24 protein-coding genes are annotated in these 24,976 nt (G+C 47.4%); 8 read left to right on the top strand and 16 right to left on the bottom strand.

What is annotated here, in order from left to right; all coding sequences use genetic code 11:
* Nucleotides 1-12 precede the first annotated feature (12 nt).
* The 3 genes from KUA48_RS01395 to KUA48_RS01385 are packed head-to-tail and all read left to right on the top strand — an operon-like array spanning nt 13 to nt 4,748.
* A complete protein-coding gene (locus KUA48_RS01395; protein ID WP_256624465.1) occupies nt 13-3,387 on the top strand; it encodes a DUF5112 domain-containing protein in 3,375 nt (1,124 codons plus the stop codon).
* 20 nt (nt 3,388-3,407) lie between these two features.
* Entirely contained in the window at nt 3,408-4,133 is a 726-nt protein-coding gene (locus tag KUA48_RS01390) for a DUF5932 domain-containing protein (protein WP_006846602.1), read from the top strand.
* 27 nt (nt 4,134-4,160) lie between these two features.
* Nucleotides 4,161-4,748: an AbgT family transporter gene (locus KUA48_RS01385; RefSeq protein ID WP_022121223.1), complete on the top strand. Its 588-nt coding sequence runs from the start codon at nt 4,161-4,163 to the stop codon at nt 4,746-4,748.
* 46 nt (nt 4,749-4,794) lie between these two features.
* Here KUA48_RS01385 and KUA48_RS01380 read toward each other — a convergent pair whose 3' ends face one another.
* The 11 genes from KUA48_RS01380 to KUA48_RS01330 all read right to left on the bottom strand — a co-directional run bounded on the left by KUA48_RS01380 (nt 4,795) and on the right by KUA48_RS01330 (nt 11,573).
* On the bottom strand, nt 4,795-5,346 hold the full coding sequence (locus KUA48_RS01380; RefSeq protein ID WP_022121222.1) for a DNA-binding protein: 552 nt from the start codon (nt 5,344-5,346) through the stop codon (nt 4,795-4,797).
* 42 nt (nt 5,347-5,388) lie between these two features.
* The gene (locus KUA48_RS01375) at nt 5,389-5,649 is read right to left on the bottom strand and encodes a hypothetical protein (protein WP_155814054.1); all 261 of its coding nucleotides are present in this window, start codon (nt 5,647-5,649) and stop codon (nt 5,389-5,391) included.
* 160 nt (nt 5,650-5,809) lie between these two features.
* Nucleotides 5,810-6,031: a DUF4248 domain-containing protein gene (locus KUA48_RS01370; RefSeq protein WP_022121220.1), complete on the bottom strand. Its 222-nt coding sequence runs from the start codon at nt 6,029-6,031 to the stop codon at nt 5,810-5,812.
* A gap of 16 nt (nt 6,032-6,047) precedes the next feature.
* Nucleotides 6,048-7,067 carry a CHC2 zinc finger domain-containing protein gene (locus KUA48_RS01365; RefSeq protein ID WP_218433181.1) on the bottom strand — a complete coding sequence of 340 codons (1,020 nt, stop codon included), beginning with the start codon at nt 7,065-7,067 and terminating at the stop codon, nt 6,048-6,050.
* Nucleotides 7,064-8,395, bottom strand: a complete 1,332-nt coding sequence (locus KUA48_RS01360; RefSeq protein WP_153072639.1) for a hypothetical protein — start codon at nt 8,393-8,395, stop codon at nt 7,064-7,066. The genes KUA48_RS01365 and KUA48_RS01360 overlap by 4 nt, the downstream gene beginning before the upstream one ends.
* 291 nt (nt 8,396-8,686) lie before the next feature.
* Nucleotides 8,687-9,082 carry a hypothetical protein gene (locus KUA48_RS01355; RefSeq protein WP_256624466.1) on the bottom strand — a complete coding sequence of 132 codons (396 nt, stop codon included), beginning with the start codon at nt 9,080-9,082 and terminating at the stop codon, nt 8,687-8,689.
* Nucleotides 9,083-9,453: 371 nt separating this feature from the next.
* Nucleotides 9,454-9,918 (bottom strand): hypothetical protein, encoded by a 465-nt coding sequence (locus KUA48_RS01350; protein WP_153080240.1) that lies wholly within the window; start codon nt 9,916-9,918, stop codon nt 9,454-9,456.
* Nucleotides 9,919-9,959: 41 nt separating this feature from the next.
* The gene (locus KUA48_RS01345) at nt 9,960-10,541 is read right to left on the bottom strand and encodes a hypothetical protein (RefSeq protein ID WP_334649325.1); all 582 of its coding nucleotides are present in this window, start codon (nt 10,539-10,541) and stop codon (nt 9,960-9,962) included.
* 155 nt (nt 10,542-10,696) lie between these two features.
* Nucleotides 10,697-10,927, bottom strand: a complete 231-nt coding sequence (locus KUA48_RS01340) for a hypothetical protein (RefSeq protein ID WP_218433184.1) — start codon at nt 10,925-10,927, stop codon at nt 10,697-10,699.
* Between the two features lie 126 nt (nt 10,928-11,053).
* Entirely contained in the window at nt 11,054-11,245 is a 192-nt protein-coding gene (locus KUA48_RS01335) for a hypothetical protein (protein ID WP_218433186.1), read from the bottom strand.
* Nucleotides 11,246-11,411: 166 nt separating this feature from the next.
* Nucleotides 11,412-11,573, bottom strand: a complete 162-nt coding sequence (locus KUA48_RS01330) for a hypothetical protein (RefSeq protein WP_153094637.1) — start codon at nt 11,571-11,573, stop codon at nt 11,412-11,414.
* 586 nt (nt 11,574-12,159) lie between these two features.
* Here KUA48_RS01330 and KUA48_RS01325 point away from each other — a divergent pair.
* A complete protein-coding gene (locus KUA48_RS01325; RefSeq protein WP_218433188.1) occupies nt 12,160-14,253 on the top strand; it encodes a cytochrome c biogenesis protein CcdA in 2,094 nt (697 codons plus the stop codon).
* A 407-nt stretch (nt 14,254-14,660) separates the two neighbouring features.
* Here the strand turns inward: KUA48_RS01325 and KUA48_RS01320 are convergent, their stop codons facing one another.
* From KUA48_RS01320 to KUA48_RS01310, 3 genes are all read right to left on the bottom strand, one after another.
* Nucleotides 14,661-16,256 (bottom strand): OmpP1/FadL family transporter, encoded by a 1,596-nt coding sequence (locus KUA48_RS01320; RefSeq protein WP_218433190.1) that lies wholly within the window; start codon nt 16,254-16,256, stop codon nt 14,661-14,663.
* A gap of 91 nt (nt 16,257-16,347) precedes the next feature.
* Nucleotides 16,348-17,337 (bottom strand): hypothetical protein, encoded by a 990-nt coding sequence (locus KUA48_RS01315; protein ID WP_218433193.1) that lies wholly within the window; start codon nt 17,335-17,337, stop codon nt 16,348-16,350.
* A gap of 11 nt (nt 17,338-17,348) precedes the next feature.
* The gene (locus KUA48_RS01310; protein WP_218433195.1) at nt 17,349-17,567 is read right to left on the bottom strand and encodes a hypothetical protein; all 219 of its coding nucleotides are present in this window, start codon (nt 17,565-17,567) and stop codon (nt 17,349-17,351) included.
* A 40-nt stretch (nt 17,568-17,607) separates the two neighbouring features.
* Between KUA48_RS01310 and prmA the strand changes: the two genes are divergently transcribed.
* Nucleotides 17,608-18,480, top strand: a complete 873-nt coding sequence (prmA, locus tag KUA48_RS01305) for a 50S ribosomal protein L11 methyltransferase (RefSeq protein ID WP_119229129.1) — start codon at nt 17,608-17,610, stop codon at nt 18,478-18,480.
* Between the two features lie 111 nt (nt 18,481-18,591).
* Here the strand turns inward: prmA and KUA48_RS01300 are convergent, their stop codons facing one another.
* Both KUA48_RS01300 and KUA48_RS01295 read right to left on the bottom strand, forming a co-directional pair.
* Nucleotides 18,592-19,485: a glycoside hydrolase family 25 protein gene (locus KUA48_RS01300; RefSeq protein WP_371833700.1), complete on the bottom strand. Its 894-nt coding sequence runs from the start codon at nt 19,483-19,485 to the stop codon at nt 18,592-18,594.
* 24 nt (nt 19,486-19,509) lie between these two features.
* Nucleotides 19,510-21,159, bottom strand: a complete 1,650-nt coding sequence (locus KUA48_RS01295) for a diphosphate--fructose-6-phosphate 1-phosphotransferase (RefSeq protein ID WP_117694109.1) — start codon at nt 21,157-21,159, stop codon at nt 19,510-19,512.
* A 194-nt stretch (nt 21,160-21,353) separates the two neighbouring features.
* On the opposite strand from KUA48_RS01295, the gene KUA48_RS01290 reads away from it, so the two are divergent.
* The 3 genes from KUA48_RS01290 to KUA48_RS01280 all read left to right on the top strand — a co-directional run bounded on the left by KUA48_RS01290 (nt 21,354) and on the right by KUA48_RS01280 (nt 24,965).
* Nucleotides 21,354-21,626 carry a hypothetical protein gene (locus KUA48_RS01290; protein ID WP_117586172.1) on the top strand — a complete coding sequence of 91 codons (273 nt, stop codon included), beginning with the start codon at nt 21,354-21,356 and terminating at the stop codon, nt 21,624-21,626.
* A gap of 42 nt (nt 21,627-21,668) precedes the next feature.
* Nucleotides 21,669-22,226, top strand: a complete 558-nt coding sequence (locus tag KUA48_RS01285; protein WP_022121200.1) for a 1-acyl-sn-glycerol-3-phosphate acyltransferase — start codon at nt 21,669-21,671, stop codon at nt 22,224-22,226.
* Between the two features lie 90 nt (nt 22,227-22,316).
* Nucleotides 22,317-24,965, top strand: coding sequence for a fibronectin type III domain-containing protein (locus tag KUA48_RS01280; RefSeq protein WP_218433197.1), 2,649 nt, complete (start codon nt 22,317-22,319; stop codon nt 24,963-24,965).
* The last annotated feature ends 11 nt before the right edge of the window (nt 24,966-24,976 follow it).

Raw genomic sequence — 24,976 nt, 5'->3', positions numbered from 1 at the left:
TTTTCATTAGAGATGCAGTTTTTCGCATCGTTTTGTTTCATGTCGCCATCATCAATTCTGGTGGTGGCGGCATTTTTTCTTTCAGCTTGTTCTCCTGCGAATAAGGCAAGGGTAGATGAGCTGAACGAGCAATCCTATGCTTATCATTATCGCAATCTCGATTCTACTAAAGTGCTGGCTGAGAGGGCTTTGAAACTTTCAGAAGATTATCCCTCAGGCCGTGCCGAAGCCTATAACAACCTTGCCTTCGTCTGTATAGCCAAGATGGATAACAAGGGTGCCAAGGGATGGCTGAAGAAGATTGAAGAGGAGAGCGATAATCAGATAGAACTCGCTATTGCCGATGTTCAGAACATGCGACTCTGCCAGAGAGAATCGCACAACAAAGATTTTTATGCTTATCGCGAAAAGGCGATGAGGCGTTTGCGCAGAATTCGCGAAGAGGTGAATTCCATGCCCCCGAGGGAAAACAAACGCGTGATTTATGCGAAATCTGAATTCTATATTGTGGCCGCCACCTATTTTTATTATGTGGGCTTAGACGAGCCGATGCTTCAGGAGCTTAACCGTCTGGACCCAGATGAGCTGGAACAGGATTCGGCACAATATCTCAACTATCTTTATAATATAGGTTCGGGCGGAGCTATCGTCAAGGAAACCGAAAACGAAATCAATCAGGCGGAATTCGACCGGCTGATCAGCTGCTACATGTTGGCTAGCGACCCTGCCCATCCTTATCCTTACTGGCAGGCTAACGCCCTGCAGTCTATTAGCGAGCATCTCAGAAAAGGAGAGGTGAGCGAATTCCTCATCCGTAACAACCTGCCTGCCTTCCAGTATCTCAACATCGAGCAGATGCCAAACAATCTGCTGGCTGGCAACTTTGCCCAGCGTGCCCTCAACCTCTTTTCGAGCTACGGAGATGTTTATCAGACTGCCGGAGCCAACCGTACGCTGGCTGAATGTTTCTGGGATATCCATGATTATTCTTCTGCGCTCGACTGCCTGAATCATGCCCTGAACGACAACAAGGCCATCGAGCAGGCACCCGACCTCGTAGCGTCGATACGTGAAAGACTCTGTCTGGTTTATTCGGCTATAGATGATAAGCAGCAGAGCGATTACAACCGCAATATCTATCTGGATTTGCAGGACCGTTCGCGACAGGACCGCCAGCTGGAGGCACGTGCCGCGGCACTCGACGAGAACGCCCAGCAGCTCAACCTGATGATTGCTGCCGTGGTGGCGATGATTGTGCTCGTGGTGGTTCTACTCTACGTTTTCGACCACATGAAGCGCAAGAAGATGAAGAACCAGTCGATGGATAAACTGCTTGCACCTTTGCGTGAGTGGAGCGAGAATAACACTAAGAAAATCAACGAATTAAAAGATAAGCAGGAGGAGGTTCAGGATGACCTGAACGTAACCCGACTGCATATCGAAGAAAACAAGAAACGCAATCTGGAACAAAGGGCTAAGATTTCGCTCGTAAACAGTATTACGCCTTTTATCGACCGCATGATTCACGAGGTAAACCGACTCTCCGAAGGGGGCGAAAGCGATGAGGTGCGGCAAGAACGCTACCAGTATATCGCCGAACTCACGGATAAGATAAACCAATATAACAACGTGCTTACAGAGTGGATTCAGATGCGCCAGGGCTCACTCAGCCTGCGTATCGAAAGTTTCCCGCTCCAGCAGCTTTTCGATATTGTAAGCAAGGGCAAGATGAGCTTCCAGATGCAGGGCGTGAAACTCGATGTAGAACCTACAGATGCCGTGGTCAAGGCCGACCGCATCCTTACGCTCTTCATGATCAATACCATAGCCGATAATGCCCGCAAGTTTACACCCGAAGGCGGAAAGGTAACCATTAGCGCCAAGGTTTCTGACTTTGTGGAAATCAGCATCTCAGATACCGGAAAGGGTATGGACGAGGAGCAGCTGGCGCATGTCTTCGACCGGACCTATACAGGCGGTCACGGCTTCGGACTGCTCAACTGCAAGGGCATCATAGAGAAATATAAGAAGGTGAGTTCGCTCTTTGCCGGCTGCCAAATCAAGGCAGAAAGCAAGTTGGGCGAGGGGAGCCGCTTCAGTTTCCGTCTGCCTAAAGGTATCGTCCGCCGAACCCATCAGTTGTTGGGCATCATCATCATGCTCTTCGTGCTGCTGTCGGCTGCGGTCCAGCCTTGCGAGGCTAAGAAGGCCAACGACATCCGCCAGCGCCACAATCATCACAAGACGAACGTAGATGCCAATCTCCAGCGTGCCGACGATTTTGCAGATAGCGCCTACTTCAGCAATATCAGCGGCACCTACCAGCGCACCCTGGCCTTTGCCGATTCTTCGCGCCATTATCTCAATGCGTTCTATCTGTCGAAATATCCCGACGGCAAGTATCTCATGGTGGCTCATCCGGAGGTGGGAATGGCGGCAGAACTCTATTGGATGCGCGAAGGGCTTAGAACCAATTATCACGTCATTCTCGACCTGAGAAACGAGTGTGCCGTGGCTGCCCTGGCGTTGCACCAATGGTCGCTCTACCAGAGTAACAACAAGGTTTATACCCAGCTGTTCCGCGAGATAAGTGCCGATAATACGCTCGATATTTACGTGCACACGATGCAGCAGAGCGAGAACTCGAAGACCGTGGCCGTGGTGCTGCTCATCCTGTTGCTGCTGCAGTTGCCGCTGGCTTATTATCTGCTCTATTACCGCCACGTGCTGAGTTACCGGTTTGCCATGATTGAACAGACCAAGGCTAAGCGGACCGACGAGGCTGAGCAGGAATCCCTGAAACTGGAGCTGATGACCGATGAGCTGCATAGGGCTGAATATGAGAACGATAAACTTCATATCTCCAATTCCGTGCTCGACAACTGTCTGTCTACGCTCAAGCACGAAACGATGTATTATCCGTCGCGCATCCGCCAGCTTATCGATTCGCAGCCCGATGATGTAGATTCGCTCAAGGAACTGGTAGATTATTATAAATCGCTCTATTCTCTGCTCAGCGCCCAGGCGATGGAGCAGGTAGAAGGCAACATCAAGGCAGATGATTTCCTGAACCGCTATCTTGTTTCTCTGATGCGTGGCAATTCCAAGGATTACCATACCGGAGTGGCTGAGATTCCGGGTTCTGCCTACGTGAGATATTGGATTGACCAGCAGGATGTGGCCTATGATGCTGCGCTCCATGCCCAGCTCTTCACCCCTCTGACGGGCGATTTGCGCTATCTCCTGTGCCGGCAGATTGTGAGGGAACTGGGAGAGATTACCAATCTGCGCGGCTGCGGCATCAAGGCTTGCCAGGGCGATAAGGGTTGCCTCAGAATAGAGGCCGTGCTGCCGGCACGCATCAAATGGAAAAGTTTAAAATCATAAGAAAATAAAAATATCAGAAAATGGAAAATTTTAAAGTCATCATTGTAGAAGACGTGCCCCTGGAACTGAAGGGTACAGAGGGTATCTTCAAGAATGATATTCCAGAGGCTGAAATCATCGGTACTGCCGAGAGCGAAATAGCCTATTGGAAACTCATCAAGCAGCAGTTGCCCGATCTGGTTCTGCTCGACCTCGGACTGGGCGGTTCCACCACAGTAGGCGTAGAAATCTGCCGCCAGACCAAGGAGCAGTATCCTGACGTGAAGGTGCTCATCTTTACAGGAGAAATTCTGAACGAAAAACTCTGGGTAGATGTGCTCGATGCGGGCTGCGACGGCATCATTCTGAAGAGTGGCGAACTCCTTACGCGTGGCGATGTGGCGAGCTGCATGGGAGGTAAGAAACTGGTGTTCAACCAGCCTATCCTTCAGAAGATAGTAGACCGTTTCAAGCGGAGCGTAAACAGCCAGCTGATGCGTCAGGAGGCTCTGGTGAATTATGAGATTGATGAGTATGACGAGCGTTTCCTGCGCCATCTTGCGCTGGGTTATACCAAGGAGCAGATTACCAACCTGCGCGGAATGCCTTTCGGCGTAAAGAGTCTGGAGAAGCGACAGGCAGAACTGGTTCAGAAACTCTTCCCTGACGGCAATCACGGCATGGGCATCAACGCCACCCGCCTGGTGGTAAAAGCCTGCGAGCTCCGCATCCTCGATATCGACCATCTGCAGGCAGATGAAGAATAACTCGTTTCAATAAGCGCTTTTTAAAGAATGTATAAGAAAGTATTGGCCTATCTGGCATTATTGTTGGGAATAGCCGAAGTAGTGGTGATTCTGGTTTCGTGGCTGCTTACAGCTGCGATGCCCGAGTCGTTCACCCATTCGCTTACCAGCCCCGAGGGCATCCGCTGGTTTACGGGCCATTTTGTAGACCATCTCACCTCTGTATGGCTCGTATGGCTGGTGCTCATCAGCATCACCATCGGGGTGGTAAGGCAGAGTAGGGTGCTCCATTTCGACCATACCCAGTATCGCCAGCGCACGGCCTTGCGCCTGATGCTCATCGAGTTGTGCATCTCTGCAGGTATCATGCTGGCGCTCACCCTCTTGCCCCATGCCATTCTGCTGAATGCCGTAGGAACCCTCTTTCCGAGTCCGTTCACGCATAGTCTCATTCCGTACATCTGTTTCTCGGTCATGGTGATGAGCATGAGTTACGGCATCATGAGCGAGAGCATCAAGGGCATCAGTCAGGTTTATGATGCGATGAATCAAGGCATCCGCCTCCTGTCGCCCTGCTTTCTTTTCTACATTCTCGTGATGCAGCTCTATACATCCATCCTCTATGTAATGGAGTAAGATAAAAGCCCCTGATGCTCGTTTCCTTGCATCAGGGGCTCTTTTCTTACTCCAAACCGTCGCCCTCATTACCGCCGGTGGTTCCGCCGCCTTCGGTATTTCCGCCGCCCGGGGTATTATCCGAACCGCCACCACCTGGGGTGTTGTCTGGGTCTTCCACATCGCCCTTATCGTCGGAAGTAACGTTTTTCACCACTTTGCCGTTGCGGTCGTAACAGGTAATCTGGATGGAGGTTTCCTGCAGCTCGCGCTTGATGTCAACGCTTGGGGTGAAGATAACACGGCGGTTGGTAATCAGACTGGTAGCCACTTCGCCTACGGTAGGCACACTCTTGGCTCTTACGCCGAATCGCATGGTTCCCAATCCCGGAACGGCTACGGAATGGCCTTCGGTACACCACGCCTTGATAACCTCGCCTGCTGCATCCCAGCAAACCTGCATCACGCCCACGCTAACGCCGCTTCTGATAGCAGCCTCCTTGATAACCTTGCTCTCTGAGAGCTTGTTGTAAAGTTCGGTACCGAGGATGAATCTGTACTGACCCTTCATTTCGCCTACTTGGATAAGGGTCTCCTTTGCTTTCAAATTAATTGCCATAATCTTTTGAATTTTAAATTGTTATAAACTATTAACTCTAAACTACCGGATGGTAATGGTTGGCACATAGTAGGTAGAATCTACTTTGGTGGAGATGTTGTTCTCCTGATGTTGCCGCTGGTTCTTTCCGATTACGAGTCCTGCCGTGCAGGAGCTGGATAGGAAGGTGACGATGGCTGAGCAGATCGCCACGATAAGATACCGGATGAATGCCTTCATGTTCTGGTTCATGATTTTTTTCTGCCCCCTGTTAAGTTTCGCTAGCGAAACGACTCGTTTCGAGGCTTGGAGTCTTGGTTTCATTTTCTTTTTTATTTTCCCAATTAGGGAAATATTTTTCTCCAACTGGGCAAGTGATTTTGCGCGCTTTCTGAATCACGATGCAAAGATACGAAATCCCGATTTATCAGGTGTGCGATAGCGTGCGATACCATGCGATATCGGAACATTTAATCACTAATAACTATCCCGGTTCCCCGAGGTTATCGATAATAGCCTTCACCTGTTTGGGCGTGAACGACTTGCAAGTCTTTTCATATCCCATCTGCTGCAATTCATCCCAGAGCGGCTGGCAACGGCGAATCCAACTCATGAGATGATTCACGGCCGTGCGTGGCATACTCTCGGGAAAGTACATCAGTCCCAGTTCCTTCTTCGTATACGAACGGTTTATAAAATCTTCCATACTCTTAATTTTTTAATCATTTGTTTATCGGCTCCTTGCTCCCGGAAGTTGCAGCAGCCCCTAAAAGATAGTATTCGCTGAAATCCTTGCAGCCCGGTGGCAACTGGTGGTGAACCAGCTGGGGGAGCATCTCCCTGAGTTGCATGAAGAGGCTTTCGCCCGGCACATCCTGATCAGGAAACATGTGGAATTCCACCTGATACAGTCTTCCGATATCCGTCAGCAGCTGCTTATCCTCGGGTTTGAGGAGCGTGGCAGAAGGGATGGCTATCGCCTTATGTCCGGCAGAAAGCATCGCCCAGCAGTCGCTACATCCCTCCGTAATAAACAGCCTATCGCCCGGTTTCAGTCTCTTCACAACCGGCAGGTTATAGATGCTGCATCTTGCGCCGTAAGGGAACCGGAAGCGGGGAGCATCCTGCTCCTTCTTGTAATCCAGGTTCCTGTTCTGGATTCCTATAAGCCGCCCATCGGTATCGAAGTAAGGAATCTGCAACCAGTTGATGCCCTTCTTGTCCGTCCAGGAAGTCAGTCGGCACCAGTTCACCACTCTCCAGTCAATCTTCCTCCCCTCGAAGAGAAATCTTCGAGCTGCCTGGTTGAGCCAGGGATGTTCGAAGAATCTAGCATACCTGCTTGCATCGAAGGAAGATTTCCCCGAATTATCACCCGAAGAAGAATCACCGGATGAAGAACCCGAAGAAGCCCCTCTGCCCGAAGACCCTCCAAAGGAAGAGCTTTTCCCCGAAGAAGAATCCTCCTCCAGCTGAATCTGATGTTCTTCTGCGAGCCATCGGCAAGCCGACGGGAAATCCTTCCCCAGGTATCTCATCGCCAGGTCGATGGTGCCGATGGAGTTTCTCATGCATACATAGCATCTGCAGCTATTCTTGGTCTTGTTGAACGTAAGGCTGGCGTGGTGGTCGTCATGGAAGGGGCAGAGCGCCTTATGGTGCTCCACCTTCATCCCCATCTCTTTCGCGACCTTCTCTATCGGAAGTTCGCGCAGTTTCTGAATCTCATATTTCTCCATCATATCCCTTTCCCTTTCTTTTTCTTGGCCGGTATACCCGTCAGATATTCTGCAGTCTTGGTATAGAGTTTCGTCTGGCTGTTATAAGTAATAAACTGGCGGTTCTTCCATACGTTGAGCTGATGCTTGGTACCTTCCTGATTCTTGCCCAGACTCAGGCGCAGGGTTTCCAACTGCAGTTCGTTGAAGGAATTCTCCAGCTGGTCGAGCATGTTTTTCGGACCGCTTCTCTGAGCCTCTTCCTGCCCATCGCCCGCTTTAAACATGTCGCCGAACACCTTAACCTTCGACCACAAATCGTAGTAGCAGAACCATTCAACGAAGTCGCCGATGGATTTCGACCAGCTCTGGTCGTTCAGAATCCACAGCACGGCTCCCTTCTTCCATGCCGAGAAGATGCTGCGGTGGGAGAGTTCCCAGAGCGTATCATCATCAGCAAGGTCGGCCAGGCGTGCCATTTCCTCTGCCAGCTTATCGGCTATCTTGTTGAGTGGCTTCACCACAAAACTGCCCTTGCAGTTGTCCAGCCTCAGCAGGTAGCCATCGAGCTTTTCGAGGAAATCTTTGTTGTACGTTCCCTGTCGCGGAATCTTTCCGCTTCGCTCGCCACGGGCTTTGTAGGCGAAAGGTATGCGCCCGAAGAAACCATTGGTCAGGTCTTTCTTGTAAAAGAGTCGGGCCGCCTCGGGAGTAGAGGTAAAGGTGAGGTTCACACGGAGCAGAGGGTTGCCCGTTACGCCATCAGCCGTGGCGCGCAAGGCTCCAGCCCTCTGACAGTCGAAGATGTTTCTTACCATCTGGCTCACCTGCTTATGCCCACCACACATTCTGTCGGCCATCTCCACCTCAGGCAGATTGATGTACTGGGTTCTTCCGCCCAGCTGTTCGCATGCCATAGCGTTCTGGATGAATGCAGGATTGGTGACATCAGAAGGTGGAAACCAGAAACTCACGTCCGGGCGCTCCGGTTTTTCCTTGTTGGCGCCCTTGGTTTTCATCTGTCGCTGCCAGTCAACCAGTTTCTTGAACTCAGTCTCATCATGCTTTCTGAAAGGTCTCATGATGGCCTCTACAAGATGACCCAACTGTGCCTTTCCGATACCCGATGGACCTATCAGATGGCCCATTTGCCCGCACATTTCGTAATATTTGTTGTCGGAATACATGAATCTTACGTCTGTGAGATGAGCTGCTAATGCCGGAATTGCCATCGGAATGAGCACTTCCTGCATGTCTTTAGATGCCTGAGAGATGGCAAATTTTACAAATTCAGTACCCTTGCTGGGTTTGGGCATCGCCGGAGCGATGTTGCTAAAAATATTATAATCCATTGCTTTTTAGAGAGTTAAATCAAATTTCATGTTCATTTTTTCTTGCTTGCAGTCTCAGTCTCAGAGTCTCAGTTGTTTTTTTATGGTCTCGCTTCCTATATATATTATATATAACTAATTAATAATCAATAAGTTATAAAGACTTAAGAAGCGGGTTTGGAGTTGGATTGTGACATTTATCCTAACTGAGACTGAGATTTGAGACTGCTTTGAAGAGGAAATGAGGGTAGGGATAATCCTGTTACCGGCACCCCCGAAGTCCCCATTTCCTCTAGAAAGCCTCAACTCCGTTTATCTGTCATCACTCTTGCCGCTAATGATACGCAGCTCGTTGGCGGCACCCTGGCAGAAGTCCTGGAAGGTGAATCGCTCTGAGAACTGCGGGCGGTTGAAGGTAGGGTAGAGCGTACCGTCTTTTTTTCGGTTCACGTTGATGTACGTTCCTTCATACACGTGCGGATTTCTCTGCACCACCTTCTGCAGCTTCTTCTCCTGGCCATTCTGCACAAAGGTGAAGTGGTCTTCGCCGTCGTGCGTAATGGCTCCATCCAGATACTCGCCAACGGCCATGCGCCCTGGCTCCTTAGTCATCAACTTGAGGTCGATACCCAATTCTGTGTTTGGGTAGAATCCCTTTCCTGCTTTACCTGAACTTTCGTTCATATTGTCATTTAATACTATATTCATTTTTACTTGAGTATTAAATAAGCCTCTCTGGTACGATGACGTTCGAAGAGGTTTCCCCGTCATCTTTTCTAGTACCATCATTCCCCATTTTGTGATTTGCAACTCGCCTGATGGGTAGTCATCTTGTTATCAGATGACGGGTGCAAAAGTAAGAAGAAAAAGCCTGGCACAGATGCTTTTCCAAAGTGCCGTCTCCAAAGTTCTCTGAATTTCTCCGATTTTCTCTGATTTTCTCTGATTTTCTCTCTACGTATAGTCGCATTTTTGACTTAGGGGTACAAAAAAGCGACCGATACCTGAACAAAAATCAAGTATCGGTCGCTATCAGAAGATATAAATCTCTATCAGGAAGGCCCAGTCGCTATCGTCTTCTAGTCCTTATTATAATATTTACAGAAAGTCTTGTATCCGAACCCTCCTTTCTCAATCGGCATACCCATTCGTATCAATTCTTCATGGGCATTTTTTGTGTTTTGTGGCAGCAGCACCTTGCCCTCCTTTTTCAGTATGTTCAGTCTCTTACAGATTTCCTGTACGTCAAATTGCTTTACCAGTCTCTCCACCTCTTTATGCACTTTCCATCCATCGTCTTCATCGAGTGCAGGATGCACAAAATGGAAGAGTTCCTTCTGAAAACCTTCTCCTGCAGCTTCATTGGTTTCACTAGCTTTTCCAGTCACCTCTGCCTCGTAATTCTCCTCCGTCACCTCTGTGTCTTCAGCAAAAAAATCCTTTGCAATCTTCATCATCTGCTGTGCAGACAGATTGCCCTGGATAGTCAGTTCTTTGTGCTGGTTGTTGTAAATAACATTGCCTGCATAATAATTATTACTCATATTTCTTCCTTTTTTTATATTCTTGTAATATTTTTGTATGTCTATAAATCTGATGGCAGCAGAGCAGAATTCCCTTCTTCCTGGTGGTCAAGATGCAGATGCTTACTATGAACATCAAATGTAGAATTTCCTGCATGATAGTGCTCTGCCTGAATCGTAGGCTTCTTTGCCACCTCTTTTAAAGCCTTCGTCTGTTCCTTGATGGCATTAATCTGTATACCTTCTCTTGCCTCTTCAGAAAGGAAACGCTCAGTCATATTGTCAACCCGAAGTTTATACTCTGGGGGTAAATATGAAATCTCGTGATAGATGAATCTCTGCAAAACCTCAACATCTTCTCGTCTGACTAGAGTTTGGCTGTACTTGATGATTTTATCAATAAGGTAGTCTTCCTTCTGGCTTGTTAGAGATGGGGTAGGAGCAAAGCTGTTTGTTGGCAGCCCCAAACGCATGCGCAGACGGTCTCTAATCACGAAAGCGGTAAGCAATTGGCGATACTTATCTAATGGAATGCGTGTGTAGTGAGCGCGTATGAGCATGGCTATCTTATCATCATTGGAATAAGGAGCCAATGCCGGAATATTGGAAAGTTCTGTCTCTATATCTTCCAACCATGACATCATTTTCAAATTATCTGGTTTATGACAGTCGGCACCTTTTAAGTGCAACCAGTCATGCCATGCCCTTTCTGCTTCATGGGTGGATAGGAGATGGGGGAGCCAACTTTTGCGGAGCTTCTTCTGGCGACCCTCATTGCATAAACCGCTCAATAAGTGTTCTAGTTCATTCGCCATATGCCTGCCTTCCGACTCGCAACGCGCGCAACAAAAGCTTCTTCATCAGTTTCGTTAGTAGGTTCGGGTTTTACCGAAACATAGGGGTGCTTTCTGTCCAGCATGGTCAGAAATTCTATTGTTTTTTGTTGTTCTTGTGCAGTCATATCCTCACCTTTTACGTGGTTAGAATTTACTGCATATTGTACCCCAACTATTTTTATTAAATCTCCCATTGTTTGGTATTTAGATTTTTGGAAAGCTGAATTTAGTTATTACGGCCGTCCGGAGTACAAAGTTACAAAATAAATTCCTATTAGCATTAAAATGTAACATTTTTAACATTATTCGTAACAAAAAATCTAGATTTCGCCCTTTTTTGTGCAGCTTTTAATAAAGAAGCTCCTTTTCTCCTTCCTATTTTCCACTCTTTCCTTCGCCTCCAATCTTTCCTCTCTCGCCCCCGTTCCAAGCGATTCCATCGCTTGTCCCCCTTTATCCTCTCTTTTCCACCCAGCCTCCTCTCCAAGCGCCTCCATTTTCCCTATCTCCATTCCGCAATCCTTTCCGCCATCTCATTCAGTTCCAGGCATTGCTCCCTGGTAATAGTCTTCTTCTCCATATGGTAATCCCAGGGGCTAATCTGAAGCAGCAGCCCCTCAGAACAGGCATAAAAGCTCTCCCCGCAAGGCTTATACAACCTCGGGAACCCGTTCTCCCTCAAATGCCATTCCTCCGTTCAAAGCCGCCCTCCTCAGAAGGACGGATGCCCTGCACGAAATCCTCATAGCTGTAGGATTGATGAAACTGTACCATCTCGATATTCTCATCCTTCACAAAGCCAATCAGCTGATAGGCTATCACCTTAGAATTATGCCGCAAAGTTAAGATTATTATTTTGAATAAGCAAAGTTTTTTGAGCATTTTTCTTGGCGGTTTATCAAAAATGTGCTATTTAGTGCAGGAAAACTGCAGGAACCTGAATATCATGTAAAGGGAGAATTTTGAAATGAAGAAAATGAAAAAAATCGGAATGAAATCATGAGTGGCTGACAACGGAATATTTCCTCCTTTTTTTTACTTTCCTCTTTTTAATTCTAACCGGTATTATGGTAAATAGGCGTTATGAGAAAAAGAAAGAGGTGAAATTTGGAAATGGAACCGGTTCACCCCTTTCTGATCATTACTTCCTTTCTGCCTGTTCTGAGATTAATTCTCATTTCAATCAAAAAGAAGAAAGCACGGAAACAAGTATAGTTTCTTCTTTGCCATTTTATTCTGTTTCAAAATTTTAGGATTGCTTTATTCTGTCGGCAAAGTTTACATTAAAAGTACGAAATAGCCAAGTAAAACTGAGAAAATTAGCATTTTTTCTTAAAAAAATTAAAACCGAGTACCCTTAAAGCCATCTGAATACGTAATATGATTAGTTTTTAGTAACTTTGCAACATAAAATTAAAAAACAGAAATGAAAAAAGTATTTTTAATCTTTCAATTACTCCTTGTAGTAATGCTGGCTCAGGCGCAGATGATGAACCCTGTGAAGTTCACCAGCTCGCTGAAAACAGACGGAAGTGCTGTGGCCGAAATCGTGTTTAGCGGAAAAATCCAACCGGGATGGCATGTCTACTCTACCGGTTTGGGAGGCGACGGACCTATTTCAGCTTCGTTTAACGTAAATAAGCTTGAAGGAGCTGAGCTCGTAGGCAAACTTCAGCCACGTGGCAGAGAGATTGCAAAGTTCGACCCTCTCTTCGAGATGAAACTCCGTTATTTTGAAGGTAGCGTTACCTTTGTACAGAAGGTGAAGTTTACCCAACCTAATTATCATATTGATGCCTATCTGGAGTATGGCGCCTGCAACGACCAGAACTGTCTGCCACCAAGCGAGGCAGCATTTAAGCAGAGTGGTAAATCGCCAGCCGTTGATACTCCTGCAGCTGGGGCAAAAGATGCTCTGAATGCAAAGGATGCGAAGGCGATTGATCCTGCCCTTGCTGCCAAGATGAAGGCCGATTCGCTTGCCAAGGCCGCTACCCTGGCTCAGACCGATAGCGCTACTCAGCCCGTAGATTCCGCAGCTTTGGCATCTGCTATGGAAAATCTGAACGTCAAGGACTTATGGAAACCGGTTGTTAAAGAACTTCAGGCTTTTGGCGGAGCTAACGACATCGCCAACCATTCGCTCTTCTACATCTTCTTCATCGGTTTTGTGGGCGGTCTGCTTGCGCTCGTCATGCCTTGCATCTGGCCTATTATCCCGATGACCGTAAGTTTCTTCCTGAAGCGTGCTAAGAACGATAAGAAGAAAGGTATCCGCGATGCGATTACTTATGGTTTGAGCATCGTAGTCATCTATCTGGTTTTGGGTCTTGCCGTAACAGCCATCGCTGGTCCTAGCACCCTGAATGCGCTCAGCACAAGTGCCGTATTCAACATCATCCTCTTCCTCCTGCTTGCCGTTTTCGCCTTCTCGTTCTTCGGTTGGTTTGAAATCAAATTGCCTGACAGTTGGGGAAATGCGGTAGACAACAAGGCTTCCAGCACCACGGGTATGATTTCTATCTTCCTGATGGCTTTTACCCTGGTATTGGTCAGCTTCTCATGTACAGCTCCTATCATCGGTTTGCTGCTGGTTCAGACCGTTACATCCGGCGACTGGCTCGCTCCTACCGTAGGAATGTTCGGTTTTGCGCTTGCTCTGGCGCTCCCATTCACCCTCTTCGCCCTCTTCCCATCATGGTTGAAGTCGGCTCCTAAGTCGGGTTCTTGGATGGAGACCATCAAGATTGTGCTCGGCTTCATCGAGCTTGCCTTCTCTCTGAAGTTCCTCTCTGTAGCCGATCTGGCTTACGGCTGGCACATCATGGACCGCGAGGTATTCCTCTCTCTCTGGATTGTCATCTTCGGTCTGTTGGGTCTCTATCTCATCGGCAAGCTGAAGTTCCAGGTTGATGCAATCGGAGGCGACATCAACAAGCCTATGCCTGTAGCCTGCATCATGTTGGGTCTCTGTTCTTTGGCATTCTCGGTTTACATGATTCCAGGTCTCTGGGGTGCTCCTTGCAAGGCTGTGAGCGCATTTGCTCCACCTATTAATACACAGGACTTCAACCTCAACACCAAGACCGTAGAGCCTGCTTATAAGGATTATGAGTTGGGAATGGCTGCTGCCAAGGCTTCCGGCAAACCGGTATTGCTTGATTTCACGGGTTATGGTTGTGTAAACTGCCGCAAGATGGAGGCTTCTGTCTGGACAGATCCATCGGTTGCCGATAAGCTGACAAAGGATTATGTTCTCATCTCACTTTATGTAGATGACAAGACTCCTCTTGCTGAGCCTATGGAGGTAACGTTTAATGGCGAGAAGCGCACCCTGAGAACCGTTGGCGACAAGTGGAGTTATCTGCAGGCAAGCAAGTTTGGAGCTAATGCCCAGCCATTCTATGTGGCTATTGACAACGATGGCAATCCTCTTGCAGCAGCCTTCAGTTTCAAAGAAGATGTTAGTGCTTATCTCGACTTCCTGAACAAGGGTCTTGATAATTACAGAAACAAATAATATATGATTTAATAGTTCAAATAAGGCCGGTATTAGTTTATTCAAGGTAGATTTATTTAGGATTATTACTTCCCCCGACAGGTATGGTTTCCAAGCCATCCTGTTGGGGGATTTTTTTGGTAAAGACACAAAAAAATAGGGCCTGTTTCACAACAGACCCTAAACATACTTACTAAAACTAAATTAACCACTAAAAAAACTAATATTTTTTAATCCTAGAAAATAAGGTGAATAACACCTTTAATCTAAAAACCTAATCTATGACACGAAATCATCCCGATTTCTTGATTGCAAAGATAGGGCTTTTATATGAAACCGCCAAACTTTTTCCCAACTTTTTTCTCAAGTGTGGGCTTTTTTATCGGGATTTCACATTATTTAATCAATAACTCCCCTACCTTCACATTTTAGAACCTATAGCCAACGGTCATCAGCAACTGGTGGCGTTTGTTGTCAACCTTGGTTGCAGGAGCTGCATTCGCACCAAGCTCCTCCCAGGCTGCAAATGGATAGAAGTCACCATTCTGACAACTGTACTGGTAAGCCACATCAATAGACAGCTTCTCGTAGTTGAAACCTACGCCGGCTGTAAATCGGTTAGTCGCCTTCCAGTTGGTATAATCTGTAGAGGTGGCGTAGATTGTTCCCTGAGAAGGGATTGTCTGGTCACGGTCTGCGCTCTCCTTGAACATCGGAGAAACGTAATTATAACCCAGGCGGAGCGCCAACATACTGACAGGCTTGTATTCCAGACCCAGCTTCAGCGTGCTCACGCCCTGCAACGACTGCTTGGTATGATCATTCATGAGGTCATCGCTTGAACTGGTTTCATAATATTCGTCCCAATAACCATCATAATAACCGCCATCCTTCACACGATTATCCATGTGATTGTACCATGCATACTCGTAAGTAGCACCCAGGGCAAGATTGCCGCCGATGGTGTGACCTAAGCTGATACCCGTCTTCCAAGCCGTATTCAGACGATAATCGAGACTTGAACTGTTCGTATTGCTAGCCTCAGCATAATTGCCGTTTTCGTCTGTTATGTTCTTGTCAACGAGTTCCAGGTCAGCTGTTCCATCCATCGACAAATCATAAAATACTGGCGAATTGACATAAGCACCAATACGGAAAGGAGAATCTTCTACCGGACGGAAGATAATACCCAGTTTTGCATCATAACCCGTACCCGTGATACGCTGGTTTTCCCAAGCTGTTCCGTAAGCCTCCTTATCAGCCACATAATTCTCTGTATAAACAGAATTGCTGCGGTAATGAACATCATGAATGCCCAAGGTGAAACCCAACCATACGCGGTCGTTGAAGCCCACGCTAATATTGAAATCATATTCGCCTATGTAGCCCTTCTGATACTGGCCAAAGAGGAACGAACGGCCATCGTAGGTCATCTGGTTTCCTTCCTCGTCTTTGCCCATCAACTTATTATAGTTAGCATCTACCGCATTCCAAACCAGATCGCCATCTCCTTTGTGCTGCTCATCCAATTTGTTAGCGTAAGCCGTCTTGGCAGAAGCCCATTTGGTTTGAGATGCTCCGTTGAGATAATTGGCAGCAGAAAGAATCTGAGAGAAATTTGTGCTCTTGTGATAGTTGAAACCGAAGTTGAGCTTTACATTCGAATCGCCATTTGTAGCAGCCCAAACGAAACCAATCTGGTCGAAACTAGGAACCGATTTTTTTCCGTCGAAGCCAAAAGGAGTTTTATCGAAATTGAGTTCCGTATCAGCTCCAGGCTGAGCCACAACGCCAGCTGAGAAACTTGCCATGCTCTTTCTGAACAGACCCAAACCGGCAGGGTTGCTGGAAATGGTAGAAATATCTGCGCCCAAGGCTTCCATAGCTCCACCCATACCTACATAGCGTGCAGTACCCGTGAGGGAATTTTCTGCAAACTTAGTATCCTGATAAGTTTCCTGAGCCAACATTGGGGCTGACATGAGTCCCAATGAAGCCAGGAATAAATATTTTAAATTCTTCATAATCTCTTAATTCTTTACTTAATTCTTAAGGTCTTCATCCTCAGAACAAAGGCCCAAGCTATAAACTATTAACCATAAACTTTAAAAGCGACTATCTTCTTCCGCCAAAGCCGCCGCCACCTGAGCGACTGCCGCCTCCGAAGCTACCGCCTCCTCCGCCAAAGCTTCCGCCACCGGAATGCGTTCCGCCTCCGAAGCTGGCTCCACTACGGTTTCCGAATCCGCCAAAGTTGCTGCGGTCGAAGTTGTTGGTATTATTGTTACGAACGCTATTGTAACGGCCATTATCGTTGATGCGACCGCCGAAATTGCGGTTTCTGTTGCTTCGGTAAGTACTGTTGCCAGCATAGCCTTTATCGCCATTATAACGATAAGTTCTGCTTCCTGCATAACCGCCCGAATTGCGTCCACCATAGCTAACATGTCCGATTATCGGACCGCCCCAATACCAAGGATTGTAGTAGCCGCCCCAGCCATAATACCAAGGGTCATACCAGCCACCATACCAGCCGCAGTAACCATAATACCAAGGATCGTACCAAGGGTCGAACCAAGGATCATACCAGCCGGCATAATAGCCGTAGCGCCAAGGATTGTGCCAGCCCCACATGCGGCTGCGCCAGTAGTAAGGACCGTAACCATAATAATCGTAGAACCATGGATCATAGAATCCGTCCCATCGGCTCATCTCGCGTGTGCGTACGAAATCCTCATCCCTGTCAGCATACTTCTGGGCGAAGTAAGCATCATCATAAATGCTATCTGGCGCCACACCCTTGCCCACATGGAACTGGATAATGTCGTTGCCCAGGGAATCTTTCCCTACATTCTCATAATGGCTGAAGATTCTGCCGCCTCGATTGTATTCATCTACCGAACGGTCGCTTCCGCTCCAAAACAGCCGATAAACACTATCTCTACGTGCCCGCTGTTCAGCATACTGGCGCTGGAGCAGAGCCCGTCTTTCAGCCTTTTCTTTGGCCTCCTTCTTCGGATTGAAGTAGAGGTCATCGTCCTGTGCCATCGAAGTGAGTGGCATCGCAGCTGCGATAAGGACTGCAAGAAGATACTTTCTTTTCATATTCTGTTCTCCTATTTATTTTTTTCCATTTTTCTCTTTCCAGATCCATCATAAACCATCAGGAAAAATACTCCAGAAAGAGCCCTTTTCTGATTATATAATAATCTGGATGCAAAAATATTGCTTATCTTTATGCAAAAATACAGAATTTCCCTAAATAATTGTAGGTTTTCCCCTATTTTTTTATAATTTTGCAGAAGATTTAAAACAAATCTAGCTTTTTTGAACATTCGAAGGCGTTTTTAGACAAGAAATTAATACAAATTAAATATGAAATATTTAGTAGCAACATTCACTATTGAAACGACTGCCGACTTGATGCAGGCCTCTCAGGATCTGCTTGCCGATGGTGCAGCCGAAGCCGGATTTGAATCTTTTGAAGAAACAGAAACCGGACTGGAAGCGTATGTGCAGAAAGAACTCTTCGACAAGGAGATGCTGGATGCCTATATTGCTGATTTCCCTATCGGGGATGCGAAAATTACCTACGAGGTGAAAGATGCAGAAGATAAGGATTGGAACCAGGAATGGGAAGAACAGGGATTCGAACCAATTTATGTGGACAACCAGGTGGTGATTTACGATGCGAAACATCCCGAACTCTATCCCGATACGAGCAACAGACCCGACATGATAGAAATAGGTATTGAGGCGAAACTGGCGTTCGGAACAGGAAACCACGAAACCACACGCATGATTATTTCGCAGCTGCTCCACATGCCTATCAGAACCAAGCGCATCCTGGATTGCGGAACGGGTACGGGAATCCTTGCCCTCACCTGCTCAAAACTCGGAGCGAAAGACGTGGTAGGCTACGATATTGACGAGTGGAGCGTGGAAAATGCCAAGCATAATGCCGTGCTCAACGGCGTAACTAACATGGAAGTACTCTTTGGCAACAGTCAGGTAATCAACCACATCAGCGGCGTTTTCGACCTGGTTCTAGCCAACATCAACCGCAACATTCTGCTCGACGACATGCGCGCTTTCCGTAGCGTGATGAACATCGGCGGAACCTTGGTTCTGAGCGGCTTCTACGAAGAAGATATTCCTGTACTCCTGGAGAAAGCAGAAGAACTGGGAATGCATGAAATAAACAGACAGATTGACAACAATTGGGCCTGCCTTGTTTTAGGTTCATAAAGATTCTTTTCTGATTCTAAACATTCAGAACGAAAAATCTGAAATCAGAAATATCAGATTAAAACATACGAATAAAGGTTGGATTTTCGCATATTGCCAAAAGTCCAACCTTTATTCCATGAATTTCTTCTCATTATTATTGCTTCCTATGCAGAGCTGCTTGAGCTCATAATAACTGCCGTTGTAAATATTGAAATCTACGTAGCCTTTAATGCCCGGCAACTTGCCCACATCCGTATGCTGCCAGAACTTCCATTTGCCCTTATACTGAACCTTGTCAACATAATAGTGGGCTATCCAGTAAGGATAATCTTCGAAGACAGGCGCACTCAGATATTGCTCCTTGAATTTATAATAGGTGTAGATGATAGGTTTAACATGATACTTATCCTCTACAATATGCAGCCAGGTAAGCACATCACGCTGGAAATCCTCCACACTCTTATCTGCCGGCTTATGTTCAATATCCAGTACCGGAGGCAAATCGCCATCCGTAAGATGAACCTGGTCTAGGAAATAATAAGCCTGTTCGCGGGCCGTCGACTTATTGCTCCAGAAATGATAAACACCCCGGATGAAACCGAAATCGCGAGCCTGATTAAAGTTCTCGCGGAAATTCTCATCGAGCCGTGAAGAACCTTCCGTACTCTTGATGATGACGAAGCGCACAGGACAACCCTTGATCATCGCATTCTTGAGCTGTTCCCAGTCTATCTTGCCCTGATAATGCGAAATGTCGATTCCATGAATTTCGAAACCTTCAGGATATTCAGCATCGCCATAAAGCGCACGCCATCGGAAACCAGTAGGACCTACAAAGAAATGATAGAACAGAAAGACATAGAGCACGATAACCGCCGTTCCGCCTATCCACCACGCCCAACGGGGATAGCGTTGCAAAAAAGAAGACGAACGCCTTCTACCACGGGAGCCGCCACGCCGAGGAGTTTTCTTTCTCGTCATGGCACTCTTTTTCTGTGAAGAAGCCGTTCGTCTTGTTGACATATAAAAAAATATTTATTCTATTTTTTACTTAGCCTGCTCCAACTGGAGAGTCTTTGTGGTCTGGTCGCAAACCTCAGAAGGACCCCAGTACTGGATAGGACCTGGATAAACGTAAGCTGTTTCCTTAGCCCACTCATCGCGCTTAGAAGCGAAGAACTTGAATGGAGCGCCATCCAGCTCAACGAGAGCCTTGCGGATAACTGGCTTGTTAGCACCATTACGACGCTCGATGTTCATCATCATAGTGATTGGCACACCACCTGCAATCCATTCTGCTGCAGGAGCTGTTGTGTTCTTAATGATTGACATGTAACCGGTCTTGCCGTTAGCGATGAGGCGTGAAGCGTTGAAACCGAGTGAGTAGCAGTAGTCAGCATCGTAGTTAGAAGGAGCTGCGCAACGTCCCTCGTAACCGAAGAAGTGGTGCTGTGCAGAGAACTTACCTACGTACTTACCCTCCTTCTTCCATGCAGCCAACTTCTCAGCTACCATGCGAGAAAGCAACTTCTCTGTCTCGATGAGAGAAACCTGTACGTTTCCGTGAGGGTCGCGGTCGAGGCAAAGCTGGCGAGCTACGTCAGCTGGCAAAGACTCCAATACTGCGAGGTTGTCCTTAGCGATGGCACCCTTAACGAATGCAATCTGCTCCTCAGCACTTGCAAACTCACGGCTCTCGCCTGTTGCAGGGTCTGTAAGAACCTCGTTCAATTCTGCGATAAGCTTCTTGATAGCTGGGATGAACTCGATCAAGCCCTCTGGGATGAGAACAGTACCGAAGTTGTTACCCTCAGCAGCACGGTTAGCTACTGCAGTTGCAATATAAGTAACCACATCATCGAGTGACATTTCCTTAGCCTCTACCTCCTCAGAAATCAAGCAGATGTTTGGCTGAGTCTGGAGAGCGCACTCAAGAGCGATGTGAGATGCTGAACGACCCATCAGCTTGATGAAGTGCCAGTACTTACGTGCTGAGTTACAGTCGCGCTCGATGTTACCGATGAGCTCAGAATATGTCTTGCAGGCTGTATCGAAACCGAAAGAAGTCTCAATCTGCTCGTTCTTCAAGTCGCCGTCGATAGTCTTAGGGCAACCGATTACCTGTACGCCATACTTCTTGGCAGCATAGTATTCTGCGAGAACGCAAGCGTTGGTATTTGAGTCGTCACCACCGATGATGACAAGTGCCTTGATGCCGAGTTCACGAAGAATCTCAATACCCTTCTCAAACTGGTCTTCCTTCTCAAGCTTGGTACGTCCGGAACCGATGATGTCGAAACCACCAGTATTGCGGTATTCGTCCATGATTTCAGAAGTAATCTCCATGTACTTATGGTCAACGAGACCACCAGGACCGAGGATGAAACCATAGAGCTTGTTAGCTGGGTTGAGAGACTTCACACCGTCGAAGAGACCAGAAATCACGTTGTGACCGCCAGGAGCCTGACCACCTGAGAGGATAACACCTACGTTGAAAGCAGGAAGTTCCTTAGCCTCACCTGCCTCGAATGTAATAACAGGCATTCCATAAGTGTTAGGGAACAACGCCTTGATTTCGTCCTGATTACCTACTGACTGTGTTGCTGCACCTTCAACTGCCTTTACTGGGCCCTGGAGAGCCTTAGGCAATTTTGGCTGATAAGCAGCTCTTGCAATCTGCAATGCACTTTTTTCCATAATTCGTTTTTATTTTAATTAGTTGAAACTTCAAAAACATCTGCAAAAATAACTCTTTTCTGCGAGATACGGAAAGAAAAATGCTAAAAATGCGTTAATAGATACATTTTTTCCCAAAAAATGATGTTATTTCAAAGAAAATGATTATCTTTGAGCGATATTTTTAATTATTCATTAATTAGGAGAAAAGAATTATGGCTAATAAAAGAGATTTAAAGCGCACAATCAACTACATTACAAGCGAACTTTTCGCCGAAACAGTAGCTGCATCTTTGTATAATGGTAAGCCTACACAGGAAGATGTGGATGGCATTCTTTCAGCTATCGTCATGATCAACGGCGATTACATCAGCCGCGTGTCTCACCCGGAACCGGGAATCACGAAGGGTGAATATTATAAGAAACTCACAGTCGACTTCAACAAGCAGGTGAGCGAAATCATCGACCAGATTTCAAACCTGGCATAATCCTTTCATCATCAGAATCAGGAAATACACCTATTTAAATATATGGTAAAAGGAATTTGTCAATGGATATTGTATAAGCGCTTGGGCTATAAGAAAATCATCACCCAGGAGCTTCCTGAAAAGTATATTATCTGCATGGCTCCGCACACCAGCAACTGGGATCTGATCCTAGGCCAGCTCTTTGCCCATGCTGAGGGAATCAAATGTAATTTCCTTATGAAAAAGGAATGGTTCTTCTGGCCGCTAGGTCCTATCTTCAGAAAGATGGGCGGTATTCCTGTGTGGAGAAGCAAACATACCAGCATGACGGATAATCTGGCTGCAGAAGCGGATAAGCGCAAGGCTTTCGGACTGTGCATTACGCCCGAAGGTACCCGCTCGCTCAACCCGGAATGGAAAAAGGGATTCTATTTCATAGCCCTCAAGGCGCATCTGCCTATCCATCTCTATGGGCTTGACTATGAGAAGAAGGTCATCCAATGCACCAGGCAGATTATCCCGTCAGGAGATGTTGACAAAGACATGCGTGAAATCAAGTTGTACTTCAAGGATTTCAAAGGAAAGAAACCGGAGAAGTTCACAATCGGAAATATTGATTAAACCTTAGAAGATAACGGTTTAGTCAGCTATTAAAGAAGGAGTATTCGTAAAGTGAAACACCAAAACATAACATATTGTTTGATAAGCAGTTTGCTGTTAGCCGCTGGAGCTTCGCTTCAGGCTAACGGCAAATCGTTTTTTCCTATCTACGACGAGGCTAACAGCGGCGCATGGCAAGGCATAGATTATGATGGCGACCCATGGGTGTTTAATGTTTCCCGCCCTTATTTCGTTACGGCAGGACTACAGAACAGGCACCTTTCGCTATGGGCCTCGCACGGACGGTATTATTATGCCGACAGAGATGTATGGAAATGGCAACGCCCTAACCTGTTTTGCACAAACGAAGATCTTTTTACCCAAACCATCGTCGTGCCCTACCTCATCCCGATGCTCCAGAATGCGGGAGCCATCGTCTTCACACCCCGTGAAAGAGACTGGCAGAGAAACGAAATCGTCATCGATAATGATGATGCTGTCAAGTCGGTTTATTATTTCGAAAAGGAGGCGAGCAAGCGATGGAAAAAATGCGATTCGCTCGGTTTTGCCAACCGCTACCGACTGAAAGATGGGGAAAATCCGTTCCGCATGGGAACCGTGAGACAGGCGAAGGCTACCAAGCGCAAGAAAACTAGCCAGGTAAGCTACCAGCCCCGTTTCAAGGAAGCCGGCAAATACGCAGTCTACGTAAGCTACCAGTCGCTCCCCAAGAGCGTGAGCGATGCAAAATACATCGTTTATCACAAGGGCGAAGCCACGGAGTTTTCCGTTAACCAGCGCATGGGCGGAGGTACCTGGGTTTACCTGGGCACCTTCGATTTCGACAAGGGCTGCAACGAGTTCAACCGGGTGGTCTGCACCAACAAGGCTTCACGCCGTGGAGTAGTAACTACAGATGCTGTCCGCTTTGGCGGCGGCATGGGAAACATAGAGCGTGGCGGTTACACCAGCGGATTGCCCCGTTGCCTGGAAGGAGCCAGATACTACGCCCAATGGGCTGGTGCTCCCTATAAGGTTTATGGAGGCCGAAAGGGAGAAAATGATTACGCCGACGACATCAACACCCGTTCGCTGATGACCAATTGGCTGGGCGGCGGTTCGGTTTACATGCCTGCCAAAAATGGCAAGCATGTGCCTATAGAACTCTCGCTGGCACTTCATAGTGATGCGGGTTACAATAAGGACGGAAAATCTACCGTTGGAGCCCTTGCTATCTGCACCACAGATTATAACGACGGAATACTGAACAGCGGAATCTCCAGATTCACATCCAAGGATTTCGCCAGGGCTTTGCGCGATAATCTCGTTACGGATCTGACGGCTCAGTTCGGAGAATTCGGCAAACGCTACCTATGGGACAGAAACTATTCTGAAACCCGTCTGCCGGAAGTTCCGTCGGCTATTCTCGAAATGCTTTCGCATCAGAATTTCCCTGATATGAGAATTGCTCAGGATCCGCTCGGAAAATTCTATATCGCACGCTCCATCTACAAAACTATCCTGCGCTTCGTAAACAGCAATCATGGAACCCGATACGTGGTCCAGCCGCTGGCTCCGCAGAACTTCAGCGTTACGCAGAACCAAGGCGTTGCCCTACTCTCATGGACTGCTCAGCTGGACAAGACGGAACCATCTGCCCGCCCTACTTCTTACATTATTTATAAGGCTGAGGGACAAGGCGGTTTTGACAACGGAACCATCGTGAACACCACCCGCTGCCAGATGCAGCTGGAACCGGGCAAGCTTTACCATTTTAAGGTGGCTGCGGTTAATGCGGGAGGAGAAAGTTTCACCACCGAAACCCTCTCTGTGCTCTATAATCCTGCTGCCAGCAAGTCTGTGCTCATCGTAAACAATTTCCATCGCCTTGCCTCTCCGCAGGTCGTGGATGATGAGGAAAAGCAGGGATTTGACCTCAATCAGGATCCGGGCGTAAGCTACGGACTGACGGCGGGATGGAGCGGCAAGCAACAGGTGTTCGACAGAAGCAGAATGGGCAACGAAACCAGTTTCGGACTCGGTTTCAGCGGCAACGAAATGATTGGTAAGTTTGTGGCAGGCAATGACTTCAACTACGTTCAGGCGCATGCTACAAGTATTGCAGCTTCGGGCAAATATAATATTTCCAGCTGTTCGAGCGAAGTCATCACCAGCGGCAGGGTTCAGATGAAGAACTATCAGGCAGTTGACCTCATCAACGGATTAGAGCGCCATGACGGCTATACTCACACCTTCTTCAAGTCGTTCACGCCTGCCCTGCAGAACAGCATCAGGCAATACGCCAGCCAAGGCGGCAGAATTCTGATAAGCGGTTCTTACACCGGAAGCGACATGCAGACTGAAGAGGAACAGGCGTTCCTGAGCGATATTCTGAAACTCAGCTATGAGCCTACAGGTTCTACGGCCATCACCAGGGAAATCAATCCCGAAGATTCAACCGTAACAGAACGAGACAGTATTGTCTACACTTCGCCTAACGTCAAGGGATTAGGTCTGCAGTTCAGCTATTATAACGAGCTGAATGCCCAGCATTATGCGGCAACCCATCCCGAGATATTGAAACCGGTTGGCAATTACGCCTTCACGGCGATGCAATACGATACGGGAACGAGTGCGGCTGTTGCCTACAAGAGCACAACTTACCGCAGCTTCGTCATGGGATTCCCGCTGGAATGCATCATCGACGAAAGAACCCGCACCAGCGTGTTGCTCGGCATTCTCAAATTTCTGACAGATTAAATTAAACAATA

The sequence above is a fragment of the Segatella copri genome (assembly GCF_019249795.2).
In the GTDB taxonomy this organism is placed as follows: domain Bacteria; phylum Bacteroidota; class Bacteroidia; order Bacteroidales; family Bacteroidaceae; genus Prevotella; species Prevotella copri_B.
The sequence above is the reverse complement of the archived record's forward strand: the minus strand, read 5'-3'. Positions and strand labels throughout refer to the sequence as shown.

Bases quoted from the DNA above. Each gene is read 5' to 3' on its own strand.
- KUA48_RS01395 (WP_256624465.1), top strand. From the start codon at position 13: ATGCAGTTTTTCGCATCGTTTTGTTTCATGTCGCCATCATCAATTCTG.
- KUA48_RS01390 (WP_006846602.1), top strand. From the start codon at position 3,408: ATGGAAAATTTTAAAGTCATCATTGTAGAAGACGTGCCCCTGGAACTG.
- KUA48_RS01385 (WP_022121223.1), top strand. From the start codon at position 4,161: ATGTATAAGAAAGTATTGGCCTATCTGGCATTATTGTTGGGAATAGCC.
- KUA48_RS01380 (WP_022121222.1), bottom strand. From the start codon at position 5,346: ATGGCAATTAATTTGAAAGCAAAGGAGACCCTTATCCAAGTAGGCGAA.
- KUA48_RS01375 (WP_155814054.1), bottom strand. From the start codon at position 5,649: ATGAAACCAAGACTCCAAGCCTCGAAACGAGTCGTTTCGCTAGCGAAA.
- KUA48_RS01370 (WP_022121220.1), bottom strand. From the start codon at position 6,031: ATGGAAGATTTTATAAACCGTTCGTATACGAAGAAGGAACTGGGACTG.
- KUA48_RS01365 (WP_218433181.1), bottom strand. From the start codon at position 7,067: ATGATGGAGAAATATGAGATTCAGAAACTGCGCGAACTTCCGATAGAG.
- KUA48_RS01360 (WP_153072639.1), bottom strand. From the start codon at position 8,395: ATGGATTATAATATTTTTAGCAACATCGCTCCGGCGATGCCCAAACCC.
- KUA48_RS01355 (WP_256624466.1), bottom strand. From the start codon at position 9,082: ATGAATATAGTATTAAATGACAATATGAACGAAAGTTCAGGTAAAGCA.
- KUA48_RS01350 (WP_153080240.1), bottom strand. From the start codon at position 9,918: ATGAGTAATAATTATTATGCAGGCAATGTTATTTACAACAACCAGCAC.
- KUA48_RS01345 (WP_334649325.1), bottom strand. From the start codon at position 10,541: ATGATGTCATGGTTGGAAGATATAGAGACAGAACTTTCCAATATTCCG.
- KUA48_RS01340 (WP_218433184.1), bottom strand. From the start codon at position 10,927: ATGGGAGATTTAATAAAAATAGTTGGGGTACAATATGCAGTAAATTCT.
- KUA48_RS01335 (WP_218433186.1), bottom strand. From the start codon at position 11,245: ATGGAGATAGGGAAAATGGAGGCGCTTGGAGAGGAGGCTGGGTGGAAA.
- KUA48_RS01325 (WP_218433188.1), top strand. From the start codon at position 12,160: ATGAAAAAAGTATTTTTAATCTTTCAATTACTCCTTGTAGTAATGCTG.
- KUA48_RS01320 (WP_218433190.1), bottom strand. From the start codon at position 16,256: ATGAAGAATTTAAAATATTTATTCCTGGCTTCATTGGGACTCATGTCA.
- KUA48_RS01315 (WP_218433193.1), bottom strand. From the start codon at position 17,337: ATGAAAAGAAAGTATCTTCTTGCAGTCCTTATCGCAGCTGCGATGCCA.
- KUA48_RS01310 (WP_218433195.1), bottom strand. From the start codon at position 17,567: ATGTTCAAAAAAGCTAGATTTGTTTTAAATCTTCTGCAAAATTATAAA.
- prmA (WP_119229129.1), top strand. From the start codon at position 17,608: ATGAAATATTTAGTAGCAACATTCACTATTGAAACGACTGCCGACTTG.
- KUA48_RS01300 (WP_371833700.1), bottom strand. From the start codon at position 19,485: ATGTCAACAAGACGAACGGCTTCTTCACAGAAAAAGAGTGCCATGACG.
- KUA48_RS01295 (WP_117694109.1), bottom strand. From the start codon at position 21,159: ATGGAAAAAAGTGCATTGCAGATTGCAAGAGCTGCTTATCAGCCAAAA.
- KUA48_RS01290 (WP_117586172.1), top strand. From the start codon at position 21,354: ATGGCTAATAAAAGAGATTTAAAGCGCACAATCAACTACATTACAAGC.
- KUA48_RS01285 (WP_022121200.1), top strand. From the start codon at position 21,669: ATGGTAAAAGGAATTTGTCAATGGATATTGTATAAGCGCTTGGGCTAT.